A 16,395-nucleotide genomic window follows, 5' to 3' on the forward strand; every position below is an offset into this window, starting at 1 on the left:
GGTGGCCGACGGGCCGTTCCGCGCCGGGCGTCCTCTCACCCACCGGTGAGCTGGGGCGTGTGTCACACCTTCGAACGGTTACGTCACGGCGGGTCACGGCCTATCGTCGTGGCCATGTTCGCCGCCTACGCAGCCCGCATCGACCGTGACCGGCCCCTCGACGGACTCGAACTGGGCGAACGCCCGGCGCCCGAGGCGCGGTCCGGGTGGACCACCGTCCGGGTGAGGGCCGCCTCTCTCAACCACCACGACCTCTGGTCCCTGCGAGGCGTCGGCCTGGCCGAGGACAAGCTGCCCATGATCCTCGGCTGCGACGCGGCGGGTGTCGACCAGGACGGCAACGAGGTCGTCCTGCACTCCGTCATCGGCCAGACGGGGCACGGTGTCGGCCCGGACGAGCCGCGCTCCATCCTCACCGAGCGCTATCAGGGCACCTTCGCGGAGCAGGTGACCGTTCCCAGCTGGAACGTGCTGCCCAAGCCGAAGGAGCTCACCTTCGAGCAGGCCGCCTGTCTGCCGACCGCCTGGCTGACGGCCTACCGGATGCTGTTCACCAACGCGGGGGTGCGACCCGGCGACTCCGTCCTCGTGCAGGGCGCCGGCGGCGGTGTGGCCACCGCCGCGATCGTGCTCGGCAAGGCCGCCGGGCTGCGGATGTTCGCCACCAGCCGTGACGAGGCCAAGCGCAAGCGGGCCGTCGAGCTGGGCGCCCTCGAGGCCTACGAGCCGGGCGCGCGGCTGCCGCAGCGCGTCGACGCCGTCATCGAGACCGTCGGTGCCGCGACCTGGTCCCACTCGGTCAAGTCGCTGCGGCCCGGCGGCACCCTGGTCATCTCGGGCGCCACCAGCGGCGACCGGCCCTCGCACGCCGAACTGACCCGCATCTTCTTCCTGGAGCTCAAGATCGTCGGCTCGACGATGGGTTCCAAGGACGAACTGGAAGACCTGCTGTCGTTCTGCGCGGCCACCGGTGTGCGGCCCGTCATCGACGAGACGCTGCCACTGGACCGCGCCCGCGAAGGCTTCGAGCGGCTCGCCGCCGGAGACCTGTTCGGAAAGATCGTCCTGACCCTCTGATGAAAGCGCCGGGGGAGCTGTCGGCACCCGACGGCCTGCTGCTGAGGCCCTGGCGGTCCACCGACGCCGGGGCGGCACTCCGCGCCTTCTCGTCCCTGGAGATGGCGCGGCAGGCGGGCCGGTCGGTGACGACCACCGCCGAGGCGCTGGAGTGGATCGCGGAGCGGGAGGCCGAACGGGCCGGCGGCAAGGCCTACGCCTGGGCCGTCGTCCGGGACGGAGCCCCTCTGGGACACGTGGCCGTGGCGTCGGTGAATCATGTCCACGACACCGGCTGGAGCTCGGACACAGGACGAACAACCCAGCGTCCTGCGCCGTGGCCGTGCGGGGCCGGCTCCGTCCCGGAGGGCGTCGACCGGGAGAAGCTCCGCTACGGGGACGTCCGGTACGACGTGGAGCGCCACGCCCGCCTCGCCACCGACTGTGTCAATGACGGTTGACACAGTTCTGGTGTCAACGTAAGTTGACGGCATGACCGAAGCAACGGATCTCGCCGCACGCGCCGGTGACCACGACCCGCGAGTCGGGCTGCGGGCCGTCGCGGCACTGCGGCGTCTGCTCGAACAACTCGAAGCCGTCCAGGTGAGAAGCGCCCGTGTCCAGGGGTGGTCGTGGCAGGAGATCGCTGCCGAGCTGGGCGTCAGCAGGCAGGCCGTGCACAAGAAGTACGGGAGGCATTGATGTTCGAGCGATTCACCAAAGGTGCCCGGGCCGTCGTGACCGGCGCGGTGACCCATGCGGAGCGGTCCGGGGCGGACTCGGTCACGGAGGAGCACCTGCTGCTCTCCCTGCTGGACCAGGAGGGCAGCCGGGCCTCCTTCGCCGTAGCTGCCCTGGGGCTTGCCGACCGGCGCGCCTCCATGGAGACGGCGCTGGTGGAGGCCCGCCGCCGAGGCGGACTCACCAGAGCCGACACCGAGGCTCTCGCGGGCATCGGCATCGATGTCAGCGAGATCGTGGCCCGGGTCGAGGACGCCCATGGCGAAGGGGTGCTGGCGGGCGCCCTGGGGAACCGCCGGTGGCGGACCGGGCGCCGCCCCTTCACGAGTGGCGCCAAGAGCACCCTGGAGAAGTCCTTGCGCGTCGCCCTTGGCCGACGCGACCGCTTCATCGGGGAGGAGCACCTGCTGTTGGCCCTGACCGCCTGCCCCGGCGTCGTCGCCGACGTTCTCGCCGAACACGGAGCGACCTACGCGACGGTGGAACGCGCGCTGTACGGGGACGAGGGCAAGGGACAGGCCCGGGCGAGCTGACCGCGCCCCACCTCGCCGGGCCGTGCCCCACCGTGCCGTGCCGGCCGGTCCCGGGCCCGCCGGACCGCCCCGCGCCGGCCGGAGGCGTCCGGCCGGCGCGGCGCTTACACCTGCGGGTCAGGACGTGCCGGAAGCGTCCTTTGCCTCACCGGAGGCACGCTGCAGCAGCGAATCGATCCGGGTTGCGGCCGCGGCCAAGTGGCTGCGGGCCTCCGTGAGCTGGGCCTCGGTGACACCGCGGTCCCGGGCCGCGTCTCGGATGTCGTCACGGAATCGGTCCAGCAGGCGGTCCAGGTCGCGGGCCGGATCGCCGGTGCCGGTGGTGTCGGCCGCCCACTCGATGTCCGGCTCCTCGGGTGCCGGCCGGCTGTACGAGGGCCAGGTGCCGGTCCTGGCGAAGCCACCGAGCTGGCCGGTGATCTCTGCCAGTCCGTCGCGCACACCTGCGGGCCAGTCGCCCCGCGCGAAGTGCTCCTGGACCTGGCGCGCGGCGTTCTGCATCTGCTCCCGCGCCTTCTCGTGCGCCTCCCGGGCCTGACGGCGGGCCTGCTCGGCGTCCTCACGGGCCTTGCGGGACTCGTCCTTCGCCCTGCGGGCCTGCTCCTTCCACTCCTGCTTGGCCTTGCGCAGCTCCTCCTTCGCCGTGTGCCAGGCCTCCTTCTCCCCGAAGCCGGGATCCCAGCCGCTCCTGGCGCCGGAAGAGGTGTGGCGGGACTCGGAGGCCGCGGCACGCATCTCGCTGCGGAGCTGGCCCGCCGCGCCCCGCACGTCCTCACGGATCTCGGCGGCGAGCTCGGAGACGGACTCCCGGATCTCCAGCTCCAGGTCGGCCAGCTCGCCGCCCCGGCCGGCCAGCTCGGCACGTCCGGCATCGGTGATGGAGTAGACCTTGCGGCCGCCCTCGGTGGCGTGGGTGACCAGGCCTTCGGCCTCGAGCTTGGCCAGCCGGGGGTACACGGTGCCGGCCGACGGCGCGTACAGCCCCTGGAATCGCTCCTCCAGGAGGCGGATCACCTCGTACCCATGGCGCGGGGCCTCGTCCAGCAGCTTGAGGAGGTAGAGGCGGAGGCGGCCGTGGGCGAATACGGGGGCCATGTCAGAGCACCTTTCCGGTCGGCTCGGCATCGTGGGTGTTGTCCTGGGCGGGGGGACGGCGCAGCAGGGCGATCGAACCCGAGACGGTGGTCGCCTTCAGCTTCCCCGTGCCCGCTCCCAGAGTCCCGGTGATCTTCTTGGCGCCCCACTGACCGTGCACACGCAGGTCCTCGAAGGCGCTGGAGAGGGTGCCGCCGGCGGTGTTCGCCTCGACCTTCGCGTCCGCCGGGTGCGGCAGCCGGATGGCGATCTCCCCGGACACCGAGGTCAGCCTGATGTCCGTGGGCTTCGGCGAGGTGTCGAGATCGAGCACCATGTGGCCGGTGACGGACTCCGCGCGAACCGAGGTGCCGGCGCCCTCGACGACCGTCAGATCGCCCGACACGGACTGGAAGTGAAGGCCGCCGGTCACGGCCTGGGCCTCCAGACTGCCGGACACGGTCTCGGCCCGGACAGCTCCGGAGAGTCCTACCAGGGTGCTGTCGCCCGAGACGCCCCTCAGCTCGGTGCGCCCCCGGATTCCCGAGACGACCGCCTCGGCCCCGACCGCGCCTACCTCCACCGTCGCGCCCGCGGGCACGACGAGGGAGACCACGGCGCTGCGGCGCGGACGGCGTTGATCGAGCCAGGTACGGAGCCCCTGCCAGGGCAGGTCCTCATAGGTGACGGTGAGGGTGCCGTCCCGAAGGGCCACGATCAGCGGTGGCCCGTCGATCGCGGACACCTCCAGCCGGGCGCCCGGTTCGTCCGTGCCGACGACATTGATCGCACCGTCGACGATGCGCACGGCGACTGCTGTCACCGGCTCGTCGAAGGTGAGCCTCCGGGGCTCGGCGACGGACCACGTCGTCTCGGGCATGGATCTGACCTCCCGCTGGGTGGCGTGACGCAATATATCGCGTCTTCTCAAGAACACGATATATCGCGGATCGGAGAAGTCAAGGGAGAGTCGAAAGTGCGCCCGTGCGGCCATGAGTGAGCAGATCAAATCGCTCATCAAGGTGCAAAGTGCCCTAGCGTGTGGGACATGACCGCGACATCCGTGGGCGCCCTGCTGCTGTGCCGGGCCGACCCCGAGACCGTACGGCCCGTGGCCCATCTGCTGCAGGAGCGCATGCTGCTCGTGCCCGCCGGGGACGGCTGGAGCGTGCTCGTCCCCGAGGGGAAGCCCTGGCGGAAGTACGGCCGGGAGGGCGGTGCGGGAACGGCGGGCGAGGGGAGCACGGCGGACGGGGGCACGGAACCCGTCGACCGTGTCGTCGGCGGCTGGGCCACCGCACTCGCGGTGGGCTCGACCTGGCCGGTGCTCGCACTGTGGTGGGACGGCGACCGGTCCGGGTACACCCTGGCCTCCGGATTCCGCCGCCCCGTCGGCTACATCTGGCTTGCCGACGGCACCCCGGCCGCCGAGGAGGAAGCCATGCGGACGTCTGCCGTCCGGCTCGGCCTCGACCCCGTCCTGGACGTCCAGGCGCTGGAGGAGCTGACCCGGGCGGACCCGGCGGCGGACGCCGACGCCCGGCTGCGCGGACTTCTCGCCGTGCTCACCCGGGCAGGGGTGGAACTGCCCCCCGGCCTCACGCCCGGCGAGCCCGCCGACCGGCTGCGCTCGGTCGCCCGGGTCCTCCCGCGGGCGGAACAGATCGAGTGGGCCGGCTGGCGCGATGCCGTACGCGTGGAACTCGACGCGGTCGAGAGCGGCAGCCTCGGCCCCTGGGTGTTCGGTCCGAGGGCTCGTGCGGCGGCCTCGGCCCAGGTCGCCGCAGGGCTTCCGCTCACTCTGTGGGGAGCGCGCCGGCGCAGCGGCGGCTGGATCGCGGCGGGCCTGGTCCTTCTCGTGCAGGGCGTGCTCGGGCTCGCGTACAACCACTTCAGGGGTGCGGGCGGAGCAACTCCCGGAAGGTGACTACTCGTCCTCGTCCTCGTCGTCCAGCCGGGCCAGCCAGGTGGCGAGGCGCTCGACGGGCACCTCGAAGTCGGGGTTGAGGTCGACGAACGTACGCAGCTGCTCGGCGAGCCACTCGAAAGTGACCTCTTCCTCGCCGCGCCGCTTCTCCAGTTCCTCGATGCCACGGTCAGTGAAGTACATGGGACCAGAATAACGAGGCCGGAAAGCCGGAGGGCCCGGCCCCGCGAGCATCTCGCGGGGCCGGGCCCTCCGGTGGCGTACAGCCGCTGATCAGGCCTCGAAGACCTCGGCGACCAGCTGGGCCTGCTCGGCCTGGTGGCGCTTGGCCGAGCCGACCGCCGGGGACGAGCCGTGCGGACGCGAGATGCGGCGCAGGCGCTCACCGTGCGGCACATCGGCGCCGACGGCCAGGTCCAGGTGGTCGATCAGGTTGAGCGCGATGAACGGCCACGCACCCTGGTTCGCCGGCTCCTCCTGCGCCCAGAGGTACTTCTCGGCGTTCGGGTACTTGGCGATCTCTGCCTGGATCTCGGCACCCGGCAGGGGGTACAGACGCTCCAGACGGATGATCGCCGTCTCCGTGTCGCCACGCTTCTCGCGCTCGGCGTCAAGGTCGTAGTAGAGCTTGCCGGAGACGAAGACGACCTTGCGGACCGCTTCTGCCTTGACCGTCTCGTCGCCGATCACCGGGCGGAAGCCGCCGGTGGTGAACTCCTCGGCCTTCGACGCGGCGGCCTTGAGGCGCAGCATCGACTTCGGGGTGAAGACGATCAGCGGCTTGTGGTGCGGGTTGTGCACCTGCCACCGCAGGAGGTGGAAGTAGTTCGACGGGAGGGTCGGCATCGCGACCGTCATGTTGTCCTGCGCGCACATCTGCAGGAAGCGCTCAGGGCGGGCGGACGAGTGGTCCGGGCCCTGGCCCTCGTAGCCGTGCGGGAGGAGCAGGGTGACGCCGGACGTCTGGCCCCACTTCTGCTCGGCCGAGGAGATGAACTCGTCCACGACGGTCTGGGCGCCGTTGACGAAGTCGCCGAACTGGGCCTCCCAGATCACCAGGGACTCCGGACGGGCCAGCGAGTAGCCGTACTCGAAGCCCATCGCCGCGTACTCGCTGAGCAGCGAGTCGTAGACGTTGTAACGGGCCTGGTCGTCGGAGAGGTAGAGCAGCGGGGTGTAGTCCTCGCCGGTCTTCTGGTCGACGAGCACGGCGTGACGCTGGCCGAACGTGCCGCGGCGGGTGTCCTGGCCGGCGAGCCGGACCGGGGTGCCCTCCATCAGCAGCGAACCGATGGCGAGGGTCTCGCCCATGCCCCAGTCGATCGTGCCGTTCTCCACCGAGGCCGCGCGGCGCTGCATCTGCGGCATCAGGCGCGGGTGGACGGTGATCCCGTCGGGGATGTTGACCTGGGACTCGGCGATCAGCTTGACGACCTCCGAGGACACCGAGGTGTTCACCGCGACCGGGAACTCCGCCTGCACGTCCGGGACATGCGGCTGGGACGGCGCCGAGGTGGCCTCGCGGACCTCCGCGAACACCTTCTCCAGCTGGCCCTGGAAGTCCTGGAGCGCCTGCTCGGCCTCTTCCAGCGTGATGTCGCCGCGACCGATGAGGGACTCGGTGTAGAGCTTGCGCACCGAGCGCTTCTTGTCGATCAGGGTGTACATCTGCGGGTTGGTGAACTCCGGGTTGTCGCCCTCGTTGTGACCGCGGCGGCGGTAGCAGATGAGGTCGATGACGACGTCCTTGTTGAACGTCTGCCGGTACTCGAACGCGAGCCGCGCGACGCGGACCACGGCCTCCGGGTCGTCGCCGTTGACGTGGATGATCGGCGCCTCGATCATGCGTGCCACGTCCGTGGCGTACATCGAGGAGCGCGAGGACTCCGGGGCGGCGGTGAAGCCGACCTGGTTGTTGATCACCACGTGCACGGTGCCGCCGGTGCGGTAGCCGCGCAGCTGCGACATGTTCAGCGTCTCGGCGACGACGCCCTGGCCCGCGAAGGCCGCGTCGCCGTGGAGCGCGACGGGCAGGACCGTGAAGTCCGTGCCGCCCTTGTTGATGATGTCCTGCTTGGCGCGTGCGATGCCCTCGAGGACCGGGTCGACGGCCTCCAGGTGCGAGGGGTTGGCGGCCAGCGAGACCTTGATCTGCTCGCCGTCCAGACCGGTGAAGGTTCCCTCGGCGCCCAGGTGGTACTTGACGTCGCCGGAGCCGTGCATCGACCGCGGGTCGAGGTTGCCCTCGAACTCCCGGAAGATCTGCGCGTACGACTTGCCGACGATGTTCGCCAGGACGTTCAGACGGCCGCGGTGGGCCATGCCGATGACGACCTCGTCGAGGCGGGCCTCGGCGGCGGAGTCGATGACCGCGTCGAGCAGCGGGATGACGGACTCGCCGCCCTCCAGCGAGAACCGCTTCTGGCCGACGTACTTGGTCTGCAGGAACGTCTCGAACGCCTCGGCGGCGTTGAGGCGGCGCAGGATCCGCAGCTGCTCCTCGCGCTCCGGTGCCGGGCGCGGGCGCTCCACCCGGTCCTGGAGCCACTTGCGCTCCTTCGGCTCCTGGATGTGCATGAACTCGATGCCGGTGGTGCGGCAGTACGACTCACGCAGGACGCCGAGGATGTCGCGGAGCTTCATCATCGTCTTGCCGGCGAAACCGCCGACCGCGAAGTCGCGCTCCAGGTCCCACAGGGTGAGGCCGTGCTCGGTGATGTCCAGGTCGGGGTGCTTGCGCTGGCGGTACTCCAGCGGGTCGGTGTCGGCCATCACGTGACCGCGGACCCGGTAGGAGTGGATCAGCTCGAAGACCCGCGCGGCCTTGGTGACGTCGTCGTCGTGCGAGGCGTCGATGTCCCTGAGCCAGCGGACCGGCTCGTAGGGGATGCGCAGCGCCTTGAAGATCTCGTCGTAGAACTCGTTCTCGCCGAGCAGGAGCTGGGACAGCACGCGCAGGAACTCGCCGGACGCCGCACCCTGGATGACCCGGTGGTCGTACGTCGAGGTCAGCGTCATGACCTTGGAGATGCCCAGCTTGTTCAGGGTGTCCTGCGAGGTGCCCTGGAACTCCGCCGGGTAGTCCATCGCGCCGACGCCCATGATGAGGCCCTGTCCGGGCATCAGGCGGGGCACCGAGTGGACGGTGCCGATGCCGCCGGGGTTGGTCAGCGAGGCGGTGACTCCGGAGAAGTCGTCCATGCCGAGCTTGCCGACGCGGGCACGGCGGACGATGTCCTCGTACGCCTGCCAGAACTCGAAGAAGTTGAGCGTCTCGGCCTTCTTGATGGCCGCGACGACGAGCTGGCGGTCGCCGTTCGGCTTCACCAGGTCGATGGCCAGACCGAGGTTGACGTGCTCCGGCTTGACCAGGGTCGGCTTGCCGTCCTTGACCGTGAAGGAGTTGTTCATCGACGGCATGGCCTTGAGGGCCTGCACCATCGCGTACCCGATGAGGTGCGTGAAGGAGATCTTCCCGCCGCGGGCCCGCTTCAGGTGGTTGTTGATGACGATGCGGTTGTCGAAGAGCAGCTTCACCGGCACGGCGCGGACCGACGTGGCCGTCGGCAGCTCCAGGGAGGCGTTCATGTTCTTCGCGACGGCGGCCGAGGGGCCGCGCAGCGTCACGAACTCCGGGCCCGCAGGGGCCTCGGCCGGGGCGTCCGTCTTCGCGGGGGCCGGTGCGGCCTTGGCGGGCGCCGCCTTCGCGGGAGCGGCGGGAGCTGCGGGAGTCTTCGCGGGAGCCGCAGGAGCGGCGGGAGCGGGAGCTGCCGCGGCCGGGGCCGCGGCAGGTGCGGCCGGAGCCTGCGCCGCGGCCTGTGCCGGAGCGGTGTTGTTCGCGGTGGTGGCGGCCGGGGCCGGGGTCACCGCTCCCGCAGGTGCGGGGACGGACTTGTCCGCCGTGCCGGACGTGCCCGGCTTGTAGTCGGCGAAGAAGTCCCACCAGGCGCGGTCGACCGAATTCGGATCCTGGAGGTACTGCTGGTAGATCTCGTCGACGAGCCACTCATTGGGGCCGAAAGCAGCAGCGGGGTTGGACCCGGAGCCTGCTTCTTGATCGGTCGAGATGCTCGAGTTACTGGGGGACTGAGACGACACGGCGGCAACCGCCCTCTTCCGCTTCACAAGGTGATGGACAGCGGAAATCAAGGCTACGCCTCCCGAGCCGTTACGTGCAGGCCGGGCCGGTCTTCGTCGTGCACATCACATCGGAAGCCGGGTTTCGGCGCATGAAATGGCGGGAAACAAGCAGGGTTCCGCTGCCCTTCGGGTACGCGAGGCCGGTGGTACGGCCCCCTCGACCGTATCTCTTTCCTGGCCGTGAGGGAGAAACGGGTCCCTCCGCTTCGAACGCGGGGTCAACCGTGCAGGTGATGCTTACCCGGAAGAGTGACCTGGATCCGGCAGCCTCGGGCGGATTCGGCCACCCCGATGCGCCCGCCGTGCAGATCCACAGCCCAGCGGGCGATGGCGAGCCCGAGCCCCGTGCCGCCGTCGCTGCCGGGGCCGTGCGGGGACGGCGCCTGGCCGCGGTTGAAGCGCTCGAAGACCCGGTGGCGCTCCGCCTCCGGGATGCCGGGCCCCTCGTCGATGACCTCCAGCTCCAGCGACTCGGGATACTCCCCGCGCCGCGCCAGCACGGTGACCCGGCCGTGCGGCGGACTGTGCTTGACGGCGTTGTCGATGAGGTTGGCGACCACCTGGTGCAGGCGTTCCGCGTCCGCGTGCGCCGTCAGCTCGGGCGGCGACACGTCGAGGTGCAGATGGACGTCCGTACGGGAGTGGTTGCCCGAACCGGACGAGAGCCGGCGCTGCGAGGCGGCGAGATTCGCCTCCTTCAGCACGCCCGAGAGGTACGGCCACACCTCGAAGCGGCGCGCCTTGATGGCCACCACGCCGTTGTCCAGCCGGGAGAGGTCCAACAGGGTCTCCACCAGCCTGCCGAGGCGCTCGGTCTGTTTCAGGGCCGTGCGCATCGTCTCGGGGTCCGCGGCGGACACCCCGTCCACCACGTTCTCCAGGACGGCTCTGAGCGCCGCGATCGGTGTGCGCAGCTCGTGGGAGACATTGGCCACCAGCTCCTTGCGGTGCCGGTCCTCCGCCTCCAGATCGTCCGCCATGCGGTTGATCGTCTGCGCGAGGTCCCCGAGCTCGTCACGGCGTCCGGCGCCGCTCACCCGTCTCGTGTAGTCGCCGTGCGAGATCGACCGCGCCACGGCGCGCATCTCGTCCAGCGGCGCGGTCAGACCGTGCGCCACGAACTGGGTGATCAGCAGGGTGGCGATCACCGAGAAGACCGTGATGAACCGGAATTCGGTCCTGGTCCGCAGAGCGACGATCAGCAGTCCGGTCGTGATGAACACGGAGACCACCACCAGCGTGCCCAGCTTGGCCTTGATCGAGAAAGGCCGCAGTCCTGAGCCGGGCCGCGTCATGGCGCGGGTGTCTCCAGGGCGTAGCCGACGCCGTGCACGGTGCGGATCCGCTCGGCGCCGATCTTCCGGCGCAGAGCCTTGATGTGGCTGTCGACCGTACGGGTCCCGGAGGCGTCCGCCCAGTCCCAGACCTCGGCCAGCAGCTGCTCCCGGGACAGCACCGCACGCGGGGTGTTGGCCAGGCAGACCAGCAGGTCGAACTCGGTCGGGGTGAGGTGGACGTCGTCGGCGCGAACCCGGACGCGGCGCTGCGCGTGGTCGATCTCCAGCTCGCCGAGACGGAGGATGCCGCTGCGCGGTGTCACGGCGGCCAGTGCTGCCCGCTCGACCCGGCGCAGCAGGACGTGGACCCGCGCCGCCAGTTCCCGCATGGAGAACGGCTTGGTCATGTAGTCGTCGGCGCCGACCCCGAGTCCGACCAGCATGTCGGTCTCGTCGTCGCGTGCGGTGAGCATCAGCACCGGAACGGGACGCTGGGCCTGCACACGACGGCAGACCTCCAGGCCGTCGAAGCCGGGAAGCATGATGTCGAGCACCATCAGGTCGGGCTGCCAGGCCTCGGCCGCGTCCACGGCCGCGGGGCCGTCCAGTGCGGTCTGCACCAGAAAGCCCTCGGCCCGCAGCCGGGCGGAAATGGCGTCGACGATTGTCGCGTCGTCCTCGACCACCAGCACCCGGCGCTGAGCCCCGGGGGTGGCCGCGACGCCGTTGTGGGTGGTGTGTGTCTGTTCCATCGCCCCGCCCCTGCCCGTTCTCGCGGAGGCCATTCCCCCGGAGGCACGGTTATCGCTTGTGGATTTCGTCGGTGATCCCTTGTGCCGGTCAGCAGCGTAGAGGCAGAGGACGCCTCCCGGCTACGCAGGGTGTTGTCCGTCGTGAAGGTGTTACCCGCGGAAAGGAGACGGATCGGCGCAGTTGTGGGGCCCGGCCCGTGGCGCGACCGGGATGTGCATACCGGGTGGGGGTTCAGTCCTTCCGGAGTGCGAGATGGACCACGTCCGGAACACCTCGGGCAACGGCTACTTCTTCGGTCGTTACTGCGTGGAATCCGGCATTCCGCAGAGCTTCCCCGAAGTCGGCGGACGGCTGTGCGGACCACACCGCGAGGACTCCGCCCGGCGTCAGGCGCGCCCGGCAGGCCGCGAGACCGGTGGGCGAATAGAGGCTCTCGTTGTCCTCGGTGACGGTCCAGCCGGGGCCGTTGTCGATGTCCAGGCACAGGGCGTCGTAACGCTCCGTGGTCGTGTGGAGGTGGGTGACGAGATCCGCGCCGAGGATCGCGGTCCGCGGATCGGCGAGCGCCGCCCCGGAGATCCGGCCGAGCGGCCCGTCGAGGTGCCAGTCCACGACGGCCTGCTCCCGCTCGACGACCGTGATCCGGCCCCAGCGCGGCTCGTCGGCGGCGCGCACCAGTGAGAACCCGACGCCGAGCCCGCCGATCAGTACGGACGGGGCCGGCCGCGCGGCGGGCAGGGCGGCGAGCGCCGCGTCGACGAGGAGCCGTTCGGAGCGCCCGTCGGAGGTGTCCATCAGGAAGCATCCGTTGGCGATGATCTCGAAGTCGTCACCACGCTCGCGCAGGACGACTTCGCCGAACGGCCCTTCGCGCCGGTCGAGGACGATGGGCCGGTGGGCCTCTGTGGCTGGCATGGCGCGGTCTCCGGTCTCGGGCGGGACTGTTCCCGGCGGCCATCCTTCCCCGCTCCCGCTCCTCCGGACCAGCGAATTCCCGGAATGCCGCCCTCCGGAGGGCCTTCCGCCCCGCGGGTCGCGGCGCGGCCCGCGAGGGGGTCCGTCCTGAGGGACCGCCTGTGGCTCCGGTCCGTGGCGCGGCCGGGAATGGCCGCGCCCGGCGGGGCGCTGTTGCACGGGAGGGTGCCGCGTGGCAGGGGAGGGCGCCGCGGCACCGGATTCGCGCAGGCGGGGCGGTCGATCGCTGAGAGCGAACAGGCTCGGGGGAACATCCCAAGGCTCACAAGCATTGAGTCCACATAGCTCAACTTGCCTGCCGAAGGGGAGATCATGACTGCAGAGTCCAACGCGTCCGAGGCGTCCACGCCGATCGACCTGCCCGTGCTGCCGCTGGACGACGAGGTCGTGCTGCCCGGAATGGTGGTGCCGCTCGACCTGTCGGACGCGGAGGTGCGCGCAGCCGTGGAGGCGGCGCAGGCCGTCGCACGGCCCGGCGGCGGCAAGCCCGAGGTGCTGCTCGTCCCACGCATCGACGGGAATTACACCGGGACCGGTGTCCTGGGCACCGTCGAGCAGGTCGGACGCCTGTCGGACGGCGATCCGGGCGCCCTGATCCGGGCCCGTGACCGGGTGCGGATCGGCGCCGGGACGAGCGGGCCCGGCAACGCACTGTGGGTGGAGGGCACCCGTGTCGACGTAGCGCTGCCCGACCCCCTGCCCGGCTCCGTCACCGAGCTGGCCAAGGAGTACAAGGCCCTCGCGACCAGCTGGCTGAAGAAGCGCGGAGCCTGGCAGGTCGTGGACCGGGTCCAGCAGATCGATGACATCTCCGCCCTTGCCGACAATTCCGGTTACTCGCCCTTCCTCACCACGGCCCAGAAGGTCCAGCTCCTGGAGACCGCGGACGCGGTCGCCCGTCTGAAGCTGGCCATCCAGTGGCTCGGCGAGCACCTCGCCGAGCAGGACGTCGCCGAGTCCATCGCCAAGGACGTCCAGGAGGGCGTCGACAAGCAGCAGCGCGAATTCCTGCTGCGGCGCCAGCTCGACGCCGTACGCAAGGAGCTCTCCGAGCTCAACGGCGATCCGGAGGACGAGTCCGGCGACTACCGCACGCGCGTCGAGGCCGCCGATCTCCCCGCGCACGTCCGTGAGGCCGCGCTCAAGGAGGTCGAGAAGCTGGAGCGCGCCTCCGACCAGAGCCCCGAGGGGTCCTGGATCCGGACGTGGCTGGACACCGTCCTGGAGCTCCCCTGGACCGAGCGGACCGAGGACGCGTACGACATCCGCGGCGCCCAGGAGGTCCTCGACGCGGAACACGCGGGTCTGCAGGACGTGAAGGAGCGCATCACCGAGTACCTCGCGGTGCGCAAGCGCCGTGCGGACCGCGGGCTCGGTGTGGTCGGAGGCCGGCGCGGCGGCGCGGTGCTGGCACTGGTCGGCCCACCCGGCGTGGGGAAGACCTCCCTCGGGGAGAGCGTCGCGCACGCCATGGGGCGCAAGTTCGTCCGGGTCGCGCTCGGCGGCGTCCGGGACGAGGCGGAGATCCGGGGCCACCGGCGCACGTACGTCGGCGCGCTCCCGGGGCGGATCGTCCGGGCGATCAAGGAGGCCGGTTCGATGAACCCGGTCGTCCTGCTCGACGAGATCGACAAGGTCGGTTCGGACTTCCGCGGCGACCCCGCGGCCGCCCTGCTCGAAGTGCTCGACCCGGCGCAGAACCACACCTTCCGGGACCACTACCTGGAGGTCGAGCTCGACCTCAGCGACGTCGTGTTCCTGGCCACGGCCAACGTCCTCGAATCCATCCCCGAGGCACTGCTCGACCGCATGGAGCTGGTCACCCTGGACGGCTACACCGAGGACGAGAAGGTCGTCATCGCCCGGGACCACCTGCTCCCGCGCCAGCTGGAGCGGGCGGGTCTGGAGAAGGACGAGGTCGGTCTGGACGAGTCCGCACTGCGCAAGCTGGCGGGCGAGTACACCCGGGAGGCCGGGGTGCGGAACCTGGAGCGGGCCGTCGCACGCCTGCTCCGCAAGGTCGCGGCCCAGCACGAACTGGGTGAGCGGGAACTCCCGTCCACGGTGTCCGAGGAGGACCTGCGGGGTCTGATCGGACGACCGCACCACGTGCCGGAGTCCGCGCAGGACCCGGCCGAGCGCCGCACCGCGGTGCCGGGCGTGGCCACCGGGCTCGCGGTGACGGGAGCGGGCGGCGACGTGCTGTTCGTCGAGGCGTCGCTGGCCGACCCGGAGACCGGCGCGTCCGGACTGACCCTGACCGGTCAACTGGGCGACGTGATGAAGGAGTCCGCGCAGATCGCGCTGAGCTTCCTGCGCTCGCACGGTGCGGAGCTGGAGCTTCCCGTCGCGGACCTCAAGGACCGGGGCGTGCACATCCACTTTCCGGCGGGCGCGGTCCCGAAGGACGGACCGAGCGCGGGTATCACCCTGACGACCGCGCTGGCCTCGCTGCTCTCCGGGCGGCTGGTCCGCACGGACGTGGCGATGACCGGTGAGGTGTCGCTGACCGGACGGGTGCTGCCGATCGGTGGCCTGAAGCAGAAGCTGCTGGCCGCCCACCGCGCGGGCATCACCACCGTGGTGATCCCCCAGCGCAACGAGGCCGACCTGGACGACGTCCCGGCCGAGGTCCTCGACAAGCTGGAGGTCCACCCGGTCACCGACGTCCGCCAGGTGCTGGAGATCGCACTGGCCCCGGCCTCGGCCAGGGCGCGGGACAGGCTCCCGGCCGCCGCGTAGGCGTCACGCTGTGACGGACGTGGCTCCACGTCCGCGGCCGGTACGGACGGCCCGCTCTCCCCCCGGAGGGCGGGCCGTTCCGCGTGCCGGGACGGGTCAGGGGCGGTAGACCGTGCCGGGCTCCGGCTCCGCGGGGGCCATCAGCTGGGGGACGGTCACGAAGGTGTACCCCCGCTCCTTCAGCGTGTCGATGATGCCCGGCACCGCGGGTACCGTCCCCTTGTAGATGTCGTGCAGCAGGATGACCCCGTCCTTGCCCGCCTGGTCGAGTATCCGCTGCCTGATCAGCGCGGAGTCGTTCGTGGAGTAGTCCTTGGCGGTCGCGCTCCACAGGATCTGGGAGAGCCCGAGCTCCTCGCAGATCCCGGAGACGGTGTCGTCGGTGCGGCCCTGCGGAGGACGCATCAGCCGGGGCTTCTTCCCGGTGATCCGCTCTATCGCGAGCTGGGTCTTCTCCAGCTCGGCCCGTATCTCGTCGGGCTTCTTGCCCGTCAGGATCTCGTGCGACCAGGTGTGGTTGGCGACCTCGTGGCCCTCGTCGGCGATGCGCCGCACCGTCTCCGGGTGCTTCAGGACGTGGTTCTTCCCCAGGAGGAAGAACGTGGCCGGCACCTTCTTCTCCTTGAGGACGTCCAGGAGGTGCGGGGTGTCCTCCGCGGGTCCTGCGTCGAACGTCAGCGCGATGCACTTTGCCTTGCGGCAGTCCACCGGTCCGAACGCCCCCTTGGCGTCGGAGGCGGCGTCGGCGCGGGCGGATCCGGGAGCCGTGGTCTCCATCGAGCAACCGCCGAGCGTGAGTGTGAGGGCCGTCACCAGGGCGGCGGTCAACCCTCTGCCGATGGACGTCATCTTTCCGGGCACAGCAGGCACAGCAGGCACAGCAGGCACAGCAGGCACAGCACGTCACTCCCCGTGGGTCGGCCGCACACCGGCGGTGCGGCACGTCGTGACTATACATAGGGTGTATACGTGCAGTGCATAGCGGGTTCGGGGTGGCGTCGAAACCCCACGGCCAGGGGCTCGCCACCTGGTGGCACTCGCCAACGCCTGAGGACGCGTGCGGCGGCGCCGGGCCCCACGCGGTCGGGTGCGCTGCTCGGGTGGTCGTGGTCGCCGGCCGCCCGGGTCCGGCGACGAAGCCGCACGCTGACCCGCGGCCCGGAAGGGGGTCCGGCCG

The 16,395-nt window shown here is 70.8% G+C and carries 13 protein-coding genes and 1 pseudogene; 6 read left to right on the forward strand and 8 right to left on the reverse strand.

The features are described 5' to 3' along the window. The first annotated feature begins 114 nt into the window (after window positions 1-114). The 4 genes and pseudogenes from ACFUNE_RS06960 to ACFUNE_RS06975 all read left to right on the forward strand — a co-directional run bounded on the left by ACFUNE_RS06960 (window position 115) and on the right by ACFUNE_RS06975 (window position 2,330). Window positions 115-1,077: a zinc-binding dehydrogenase gene (locus ACFUNE_RS06960; protein ID WP_383563316.1), complete on the forward strand. Its 963-nt coding sequence runs from the start codon at window positions 115-117 to the stop codon at window positions 1,075-1,077. Further along, a pseudogene (locus ACFUNE_RS06965) lies at window positions 1,077-1,517 on the forward strand (GNAT family N-acetyltransferase). The gene ACFUNE_RS06960 and the pseudogene ACFUNE_RS06965 overlap by 1 nt, the downstream one beginning before the upstream one ends. Before the next feature lie 31 nt (window positions 1,518-1,548). Then, window positions 1,549-1,758, forward strand: coding sequence for a sigma factor-like helix-turn-helix DNA-binding protein (locus ACFUNE_RS06970; protein WP_033298277.1), 210 nt, complete (start codon window positions 1,549-1,551; stop codon window positions 1,756-1,758). Next, window positions 1,758-2,330 (forward strand): Clp protease N-terminal domain-containing protein, encoded by a 573-nt coding sequence (locus tag ACFUNE_RS06975; RefSeq protein WP_383563319.1) that lies wholly within the window; start codon window positions 1,758-1,760, stop codon window positions 2,328-2,330. The genes ACFUNE_RS06970 and ACFUNE_RS06975 overlap by 1 nt, the downstream gene beginning before the upstream one ends. Window positions 2,331-2,447: 117 nt before the next feature. Here ACFUNE_RS06975 and ACFUNE_RS06980 read toward each other — a convergent pair whose 3' ends face one another. Next, window positions 2,448-3,425, reverse strand: a complete 978-nt coding sequence (locus tag ACFUNE_RS06980; RefSeq protein ID WP_383563322.1) for a helix-turn-helix transcriptional regulator — start codon at window positions 3,423-3,425, stop codon at window positions 2,448-2,450. A 1-nt stretch (window position 3,426) separates the two neighbouring features. Then, window positions 3,427-4,284: a DUF4097 domain-containing protein gene (locus ACFUNE_RS06985; protein ID WP_383563325.1), complete on the reverse strand. Its 858-nt coding sequence runs from the start codon at window positions 4,282-4,284 to the stop codon at window positions 3,427-3,429. Between the two features lie 168 nt (window positions 4,285-4,452). Here ACFUNE_RS06985 and ACFUNE_RS06990 point away from each other — a divergent pair, with 168 nt between their 5' ends. Then, a complete protein-coding gene (locus ACFUNE_RS06990; protein ID WP_383563328.1) occupies window positions 4,453-5,331 on the forward strand; it encodes a hypothetical protein in 879 nt (292 codons plus the stop codon). Here ACFUNE_RS06990 and ACFUNE_RS06995 read toward each other — a convergent pair whose 3' ends face one another. From ACFUNE_RS06995 to ACFUNE_RS07015, 5 genes are all read right to left on the reverse strand, one after another. Further along, complete coding sequence (locus ACFUNE_RS06995) at window positions 5,332-5,514, reverse strand: DUF6104 family protein (RefSeq protein ID WP_003961784.1); 183 nt, start codon at window positions 5,512-5,514, stop codon at window positions 5,332-5,334. A gap of 90 nt (window positions 5,515-5,604) precedes the next feature. Beyond that, window positions 5,605-9,429 carry a multifunctional oxoglutarate decarboxylase/oxoglutarate dehydrogenase thiamine pyrophosphate-binding subunit/dihydrolipoyllysine-residue succinyltransferase subunit gene (locus ACFUNE_RS07000; RefSeq protein WP_383563331.1) on the reverse strand — a complete coding sequence of 1,275 codons (3,825 nt, stop codon included), beginning with the start codon at window positions 9,427-9,429 and terminating at the stop codon, window positions 5,605-5,607. A gap of 260 nt (window positions 9,430-9,689) precedes the next feature. After that, complete coding sequence (locus tag ACFUNE_RS07005; RefSeq protein ID WP_383563333.1) at window positions 9,690-10,766, reverse strand: ATP-binding protein; 1,077 nt, start codon at window positions 10,764-10,766, stop codon at window positions 9,690-9,692. After that, window positions 10,763-11,500, reverse strand: a complete 738-nt coding sequence (locus ACFUNE_RS07010) for a response regulator transcription factor (RefSeq protein WP_014154105.1) — start codon at window positions 11,498-11,500, stop codon at window positions 10,763-10,765. Before ACFUNE_RS07010 ends, ACFUNE_RS07005 begins: the two co-directional genes overlap by 4 nt. Window positions 11,501-11,732: 232 nt before the next feature. Then, window positions 11,733-12,416, reverse strand: coding sequence for a spermidine synthase (locus tag ACFUNE_RS07015; RefSeq protein WP_383563337.1), 684 nt, complete (start codon window positions 12,414-12,416; stop codon window positions 11,733-11,735). 372 nt (window positions 12,417-12,788) lie between these two features. Here ACFUNE_RS07015 and lon point away from each other — a divergent pair, with 372 nt between their 5' ends. Beyond that, window positions 12,789-15,218 (forward strand): endopeptidase La, encoded by a 2,430-nt coding sequence (gene lon / locus ACFUNE_RS07020; protein WP_383563339.1) that lies wholly within the window; start codon window positions 12,789-12,791, stop codon window positions 15,216-15,218. A gap of 96 nt (window positions 15,219-15,314) precedes the next feature. Here the strand turns inward: lon and ACFUNE_RS07025 are convergent, their stop codons facing one another. Next, window positions 15,315-16,067 carry a polysaccharide deacetylase family protein gene (locus ACFUNE_RS07025; RefSeq protein WP_383564147.1) on the reverse strand — a complete coding sequence of 251 codons (753 nt, stop codon included), beginning with the start codon at window positions 16,065-16,067 and terminating at the stop codon, window positions 15,315-15,317. Window positions 16,068-16,395 lie beyond the last annotated feature (328 nt).

The sequence above is a fragment of the Streptomyces sp. NPDC057287 genome, assembly GCF_042667905.1.
Taxonomy (GTDB): domain Bacteria; phylum Actinomycetota; class Actinomycetes; order Streptomycetales; family Streptomycetaceae; genus Streptomyces.

What these genes read in the sequence shown, in the direction of transcription:
- ACFUNE_RS06960 (WP_383563316.1), top strand. Translation starts at nt 115, where the DNA reads ATGTTCGCCGCCTACGCAGCCCGCATCGACCGTGACCGGCCCCTCGAC.
- ACFUNE_RS06970 (WP_033298277.1), top strand. Translation starts at nt 1,549, where the DNA reads ATGACCGAAGCAACGGATCTCGCCGCACGCGCCGGTGACCACGACCCG.
- ACFUNE_RS06975 (WP_383563319.1), top strand. Translation starts at nt 1,758, where the DNA reads ATGTTCGAGCGATTCACCAAAGGTGCCCGGGCCGTCGTGACCGGCGCG.
- ACFUNE_RS06980 (WP_383563322.1), bottom strand. Translation starts at nt 3,425, where the DNA reads ATGGCCCCCGTATTCGCCCACGGCCGCCTCCGCCTCTACCTCCTCAAG.
- ACFUNE_RS06985 (WP_383563325.1), bottom strand. Translation starts at nt 4,284, where the DNA reads ATGCCCGAGACGACGTGGTCCGTCGCCGAGCCCCGGAGGCTCACCTTC.
- ACFUNE_RS06990 (WP_383563328.1), top strand. Translation starts at nt 4,453, where the DNA reads ATGACCGCGACATCCGTGGGCGCCCTGCTGCTGTGCCGGGCCGACCCC.
- ACFUNE_RS06995 (WP_003961784.1), bottom strand. Translation starts at nt 5,514, where the DNA reads ATGTACTTCACTGACCGTGGCATCGAGGAACTGGAGAAGCGGCGCGGC.
- ACFUNE_RS07005 (WP_383563333.1), bottom strand. Translation starts at nt 10,766, where the DNA reads ATGACGCGGCCCGGCTCAGGACTGCGGCCTTTCTCGATCAAGGCCAAG.
- ACFUNE_RS07010 (WP_014154105.1), bottom strand. Translation starts at nt 11,500, where the DNA reads ATGGAACAGACACACACCACCCACAACGGCGTCGCGGCCACCCCCGGG.
- ACFUNE_RS07015 (WP_383563337.1), bottom strand. Translation starts at nt 12,416, where the DNA reads ATGCCAGCCACAGAGGCCCACCGGCCCATCGTCCTCGACCGGCGCGAA.
- lon (WP_383563339.1), top strand. Translation starts at nt 12,789, where the DNA reads ATGACTGCAGAGTCCAACGCGTCCGAGGCGTCCACGCCGATCGACCTG.
- ACFUNE_RS07025 (WP_383564147.1), bottom strand. Translation starts at nt 16,067, where the DNA reads ATGACGTCCATCGGCAGAGGGTTGACCGCCGCCCTGGTGACGGCCCTC.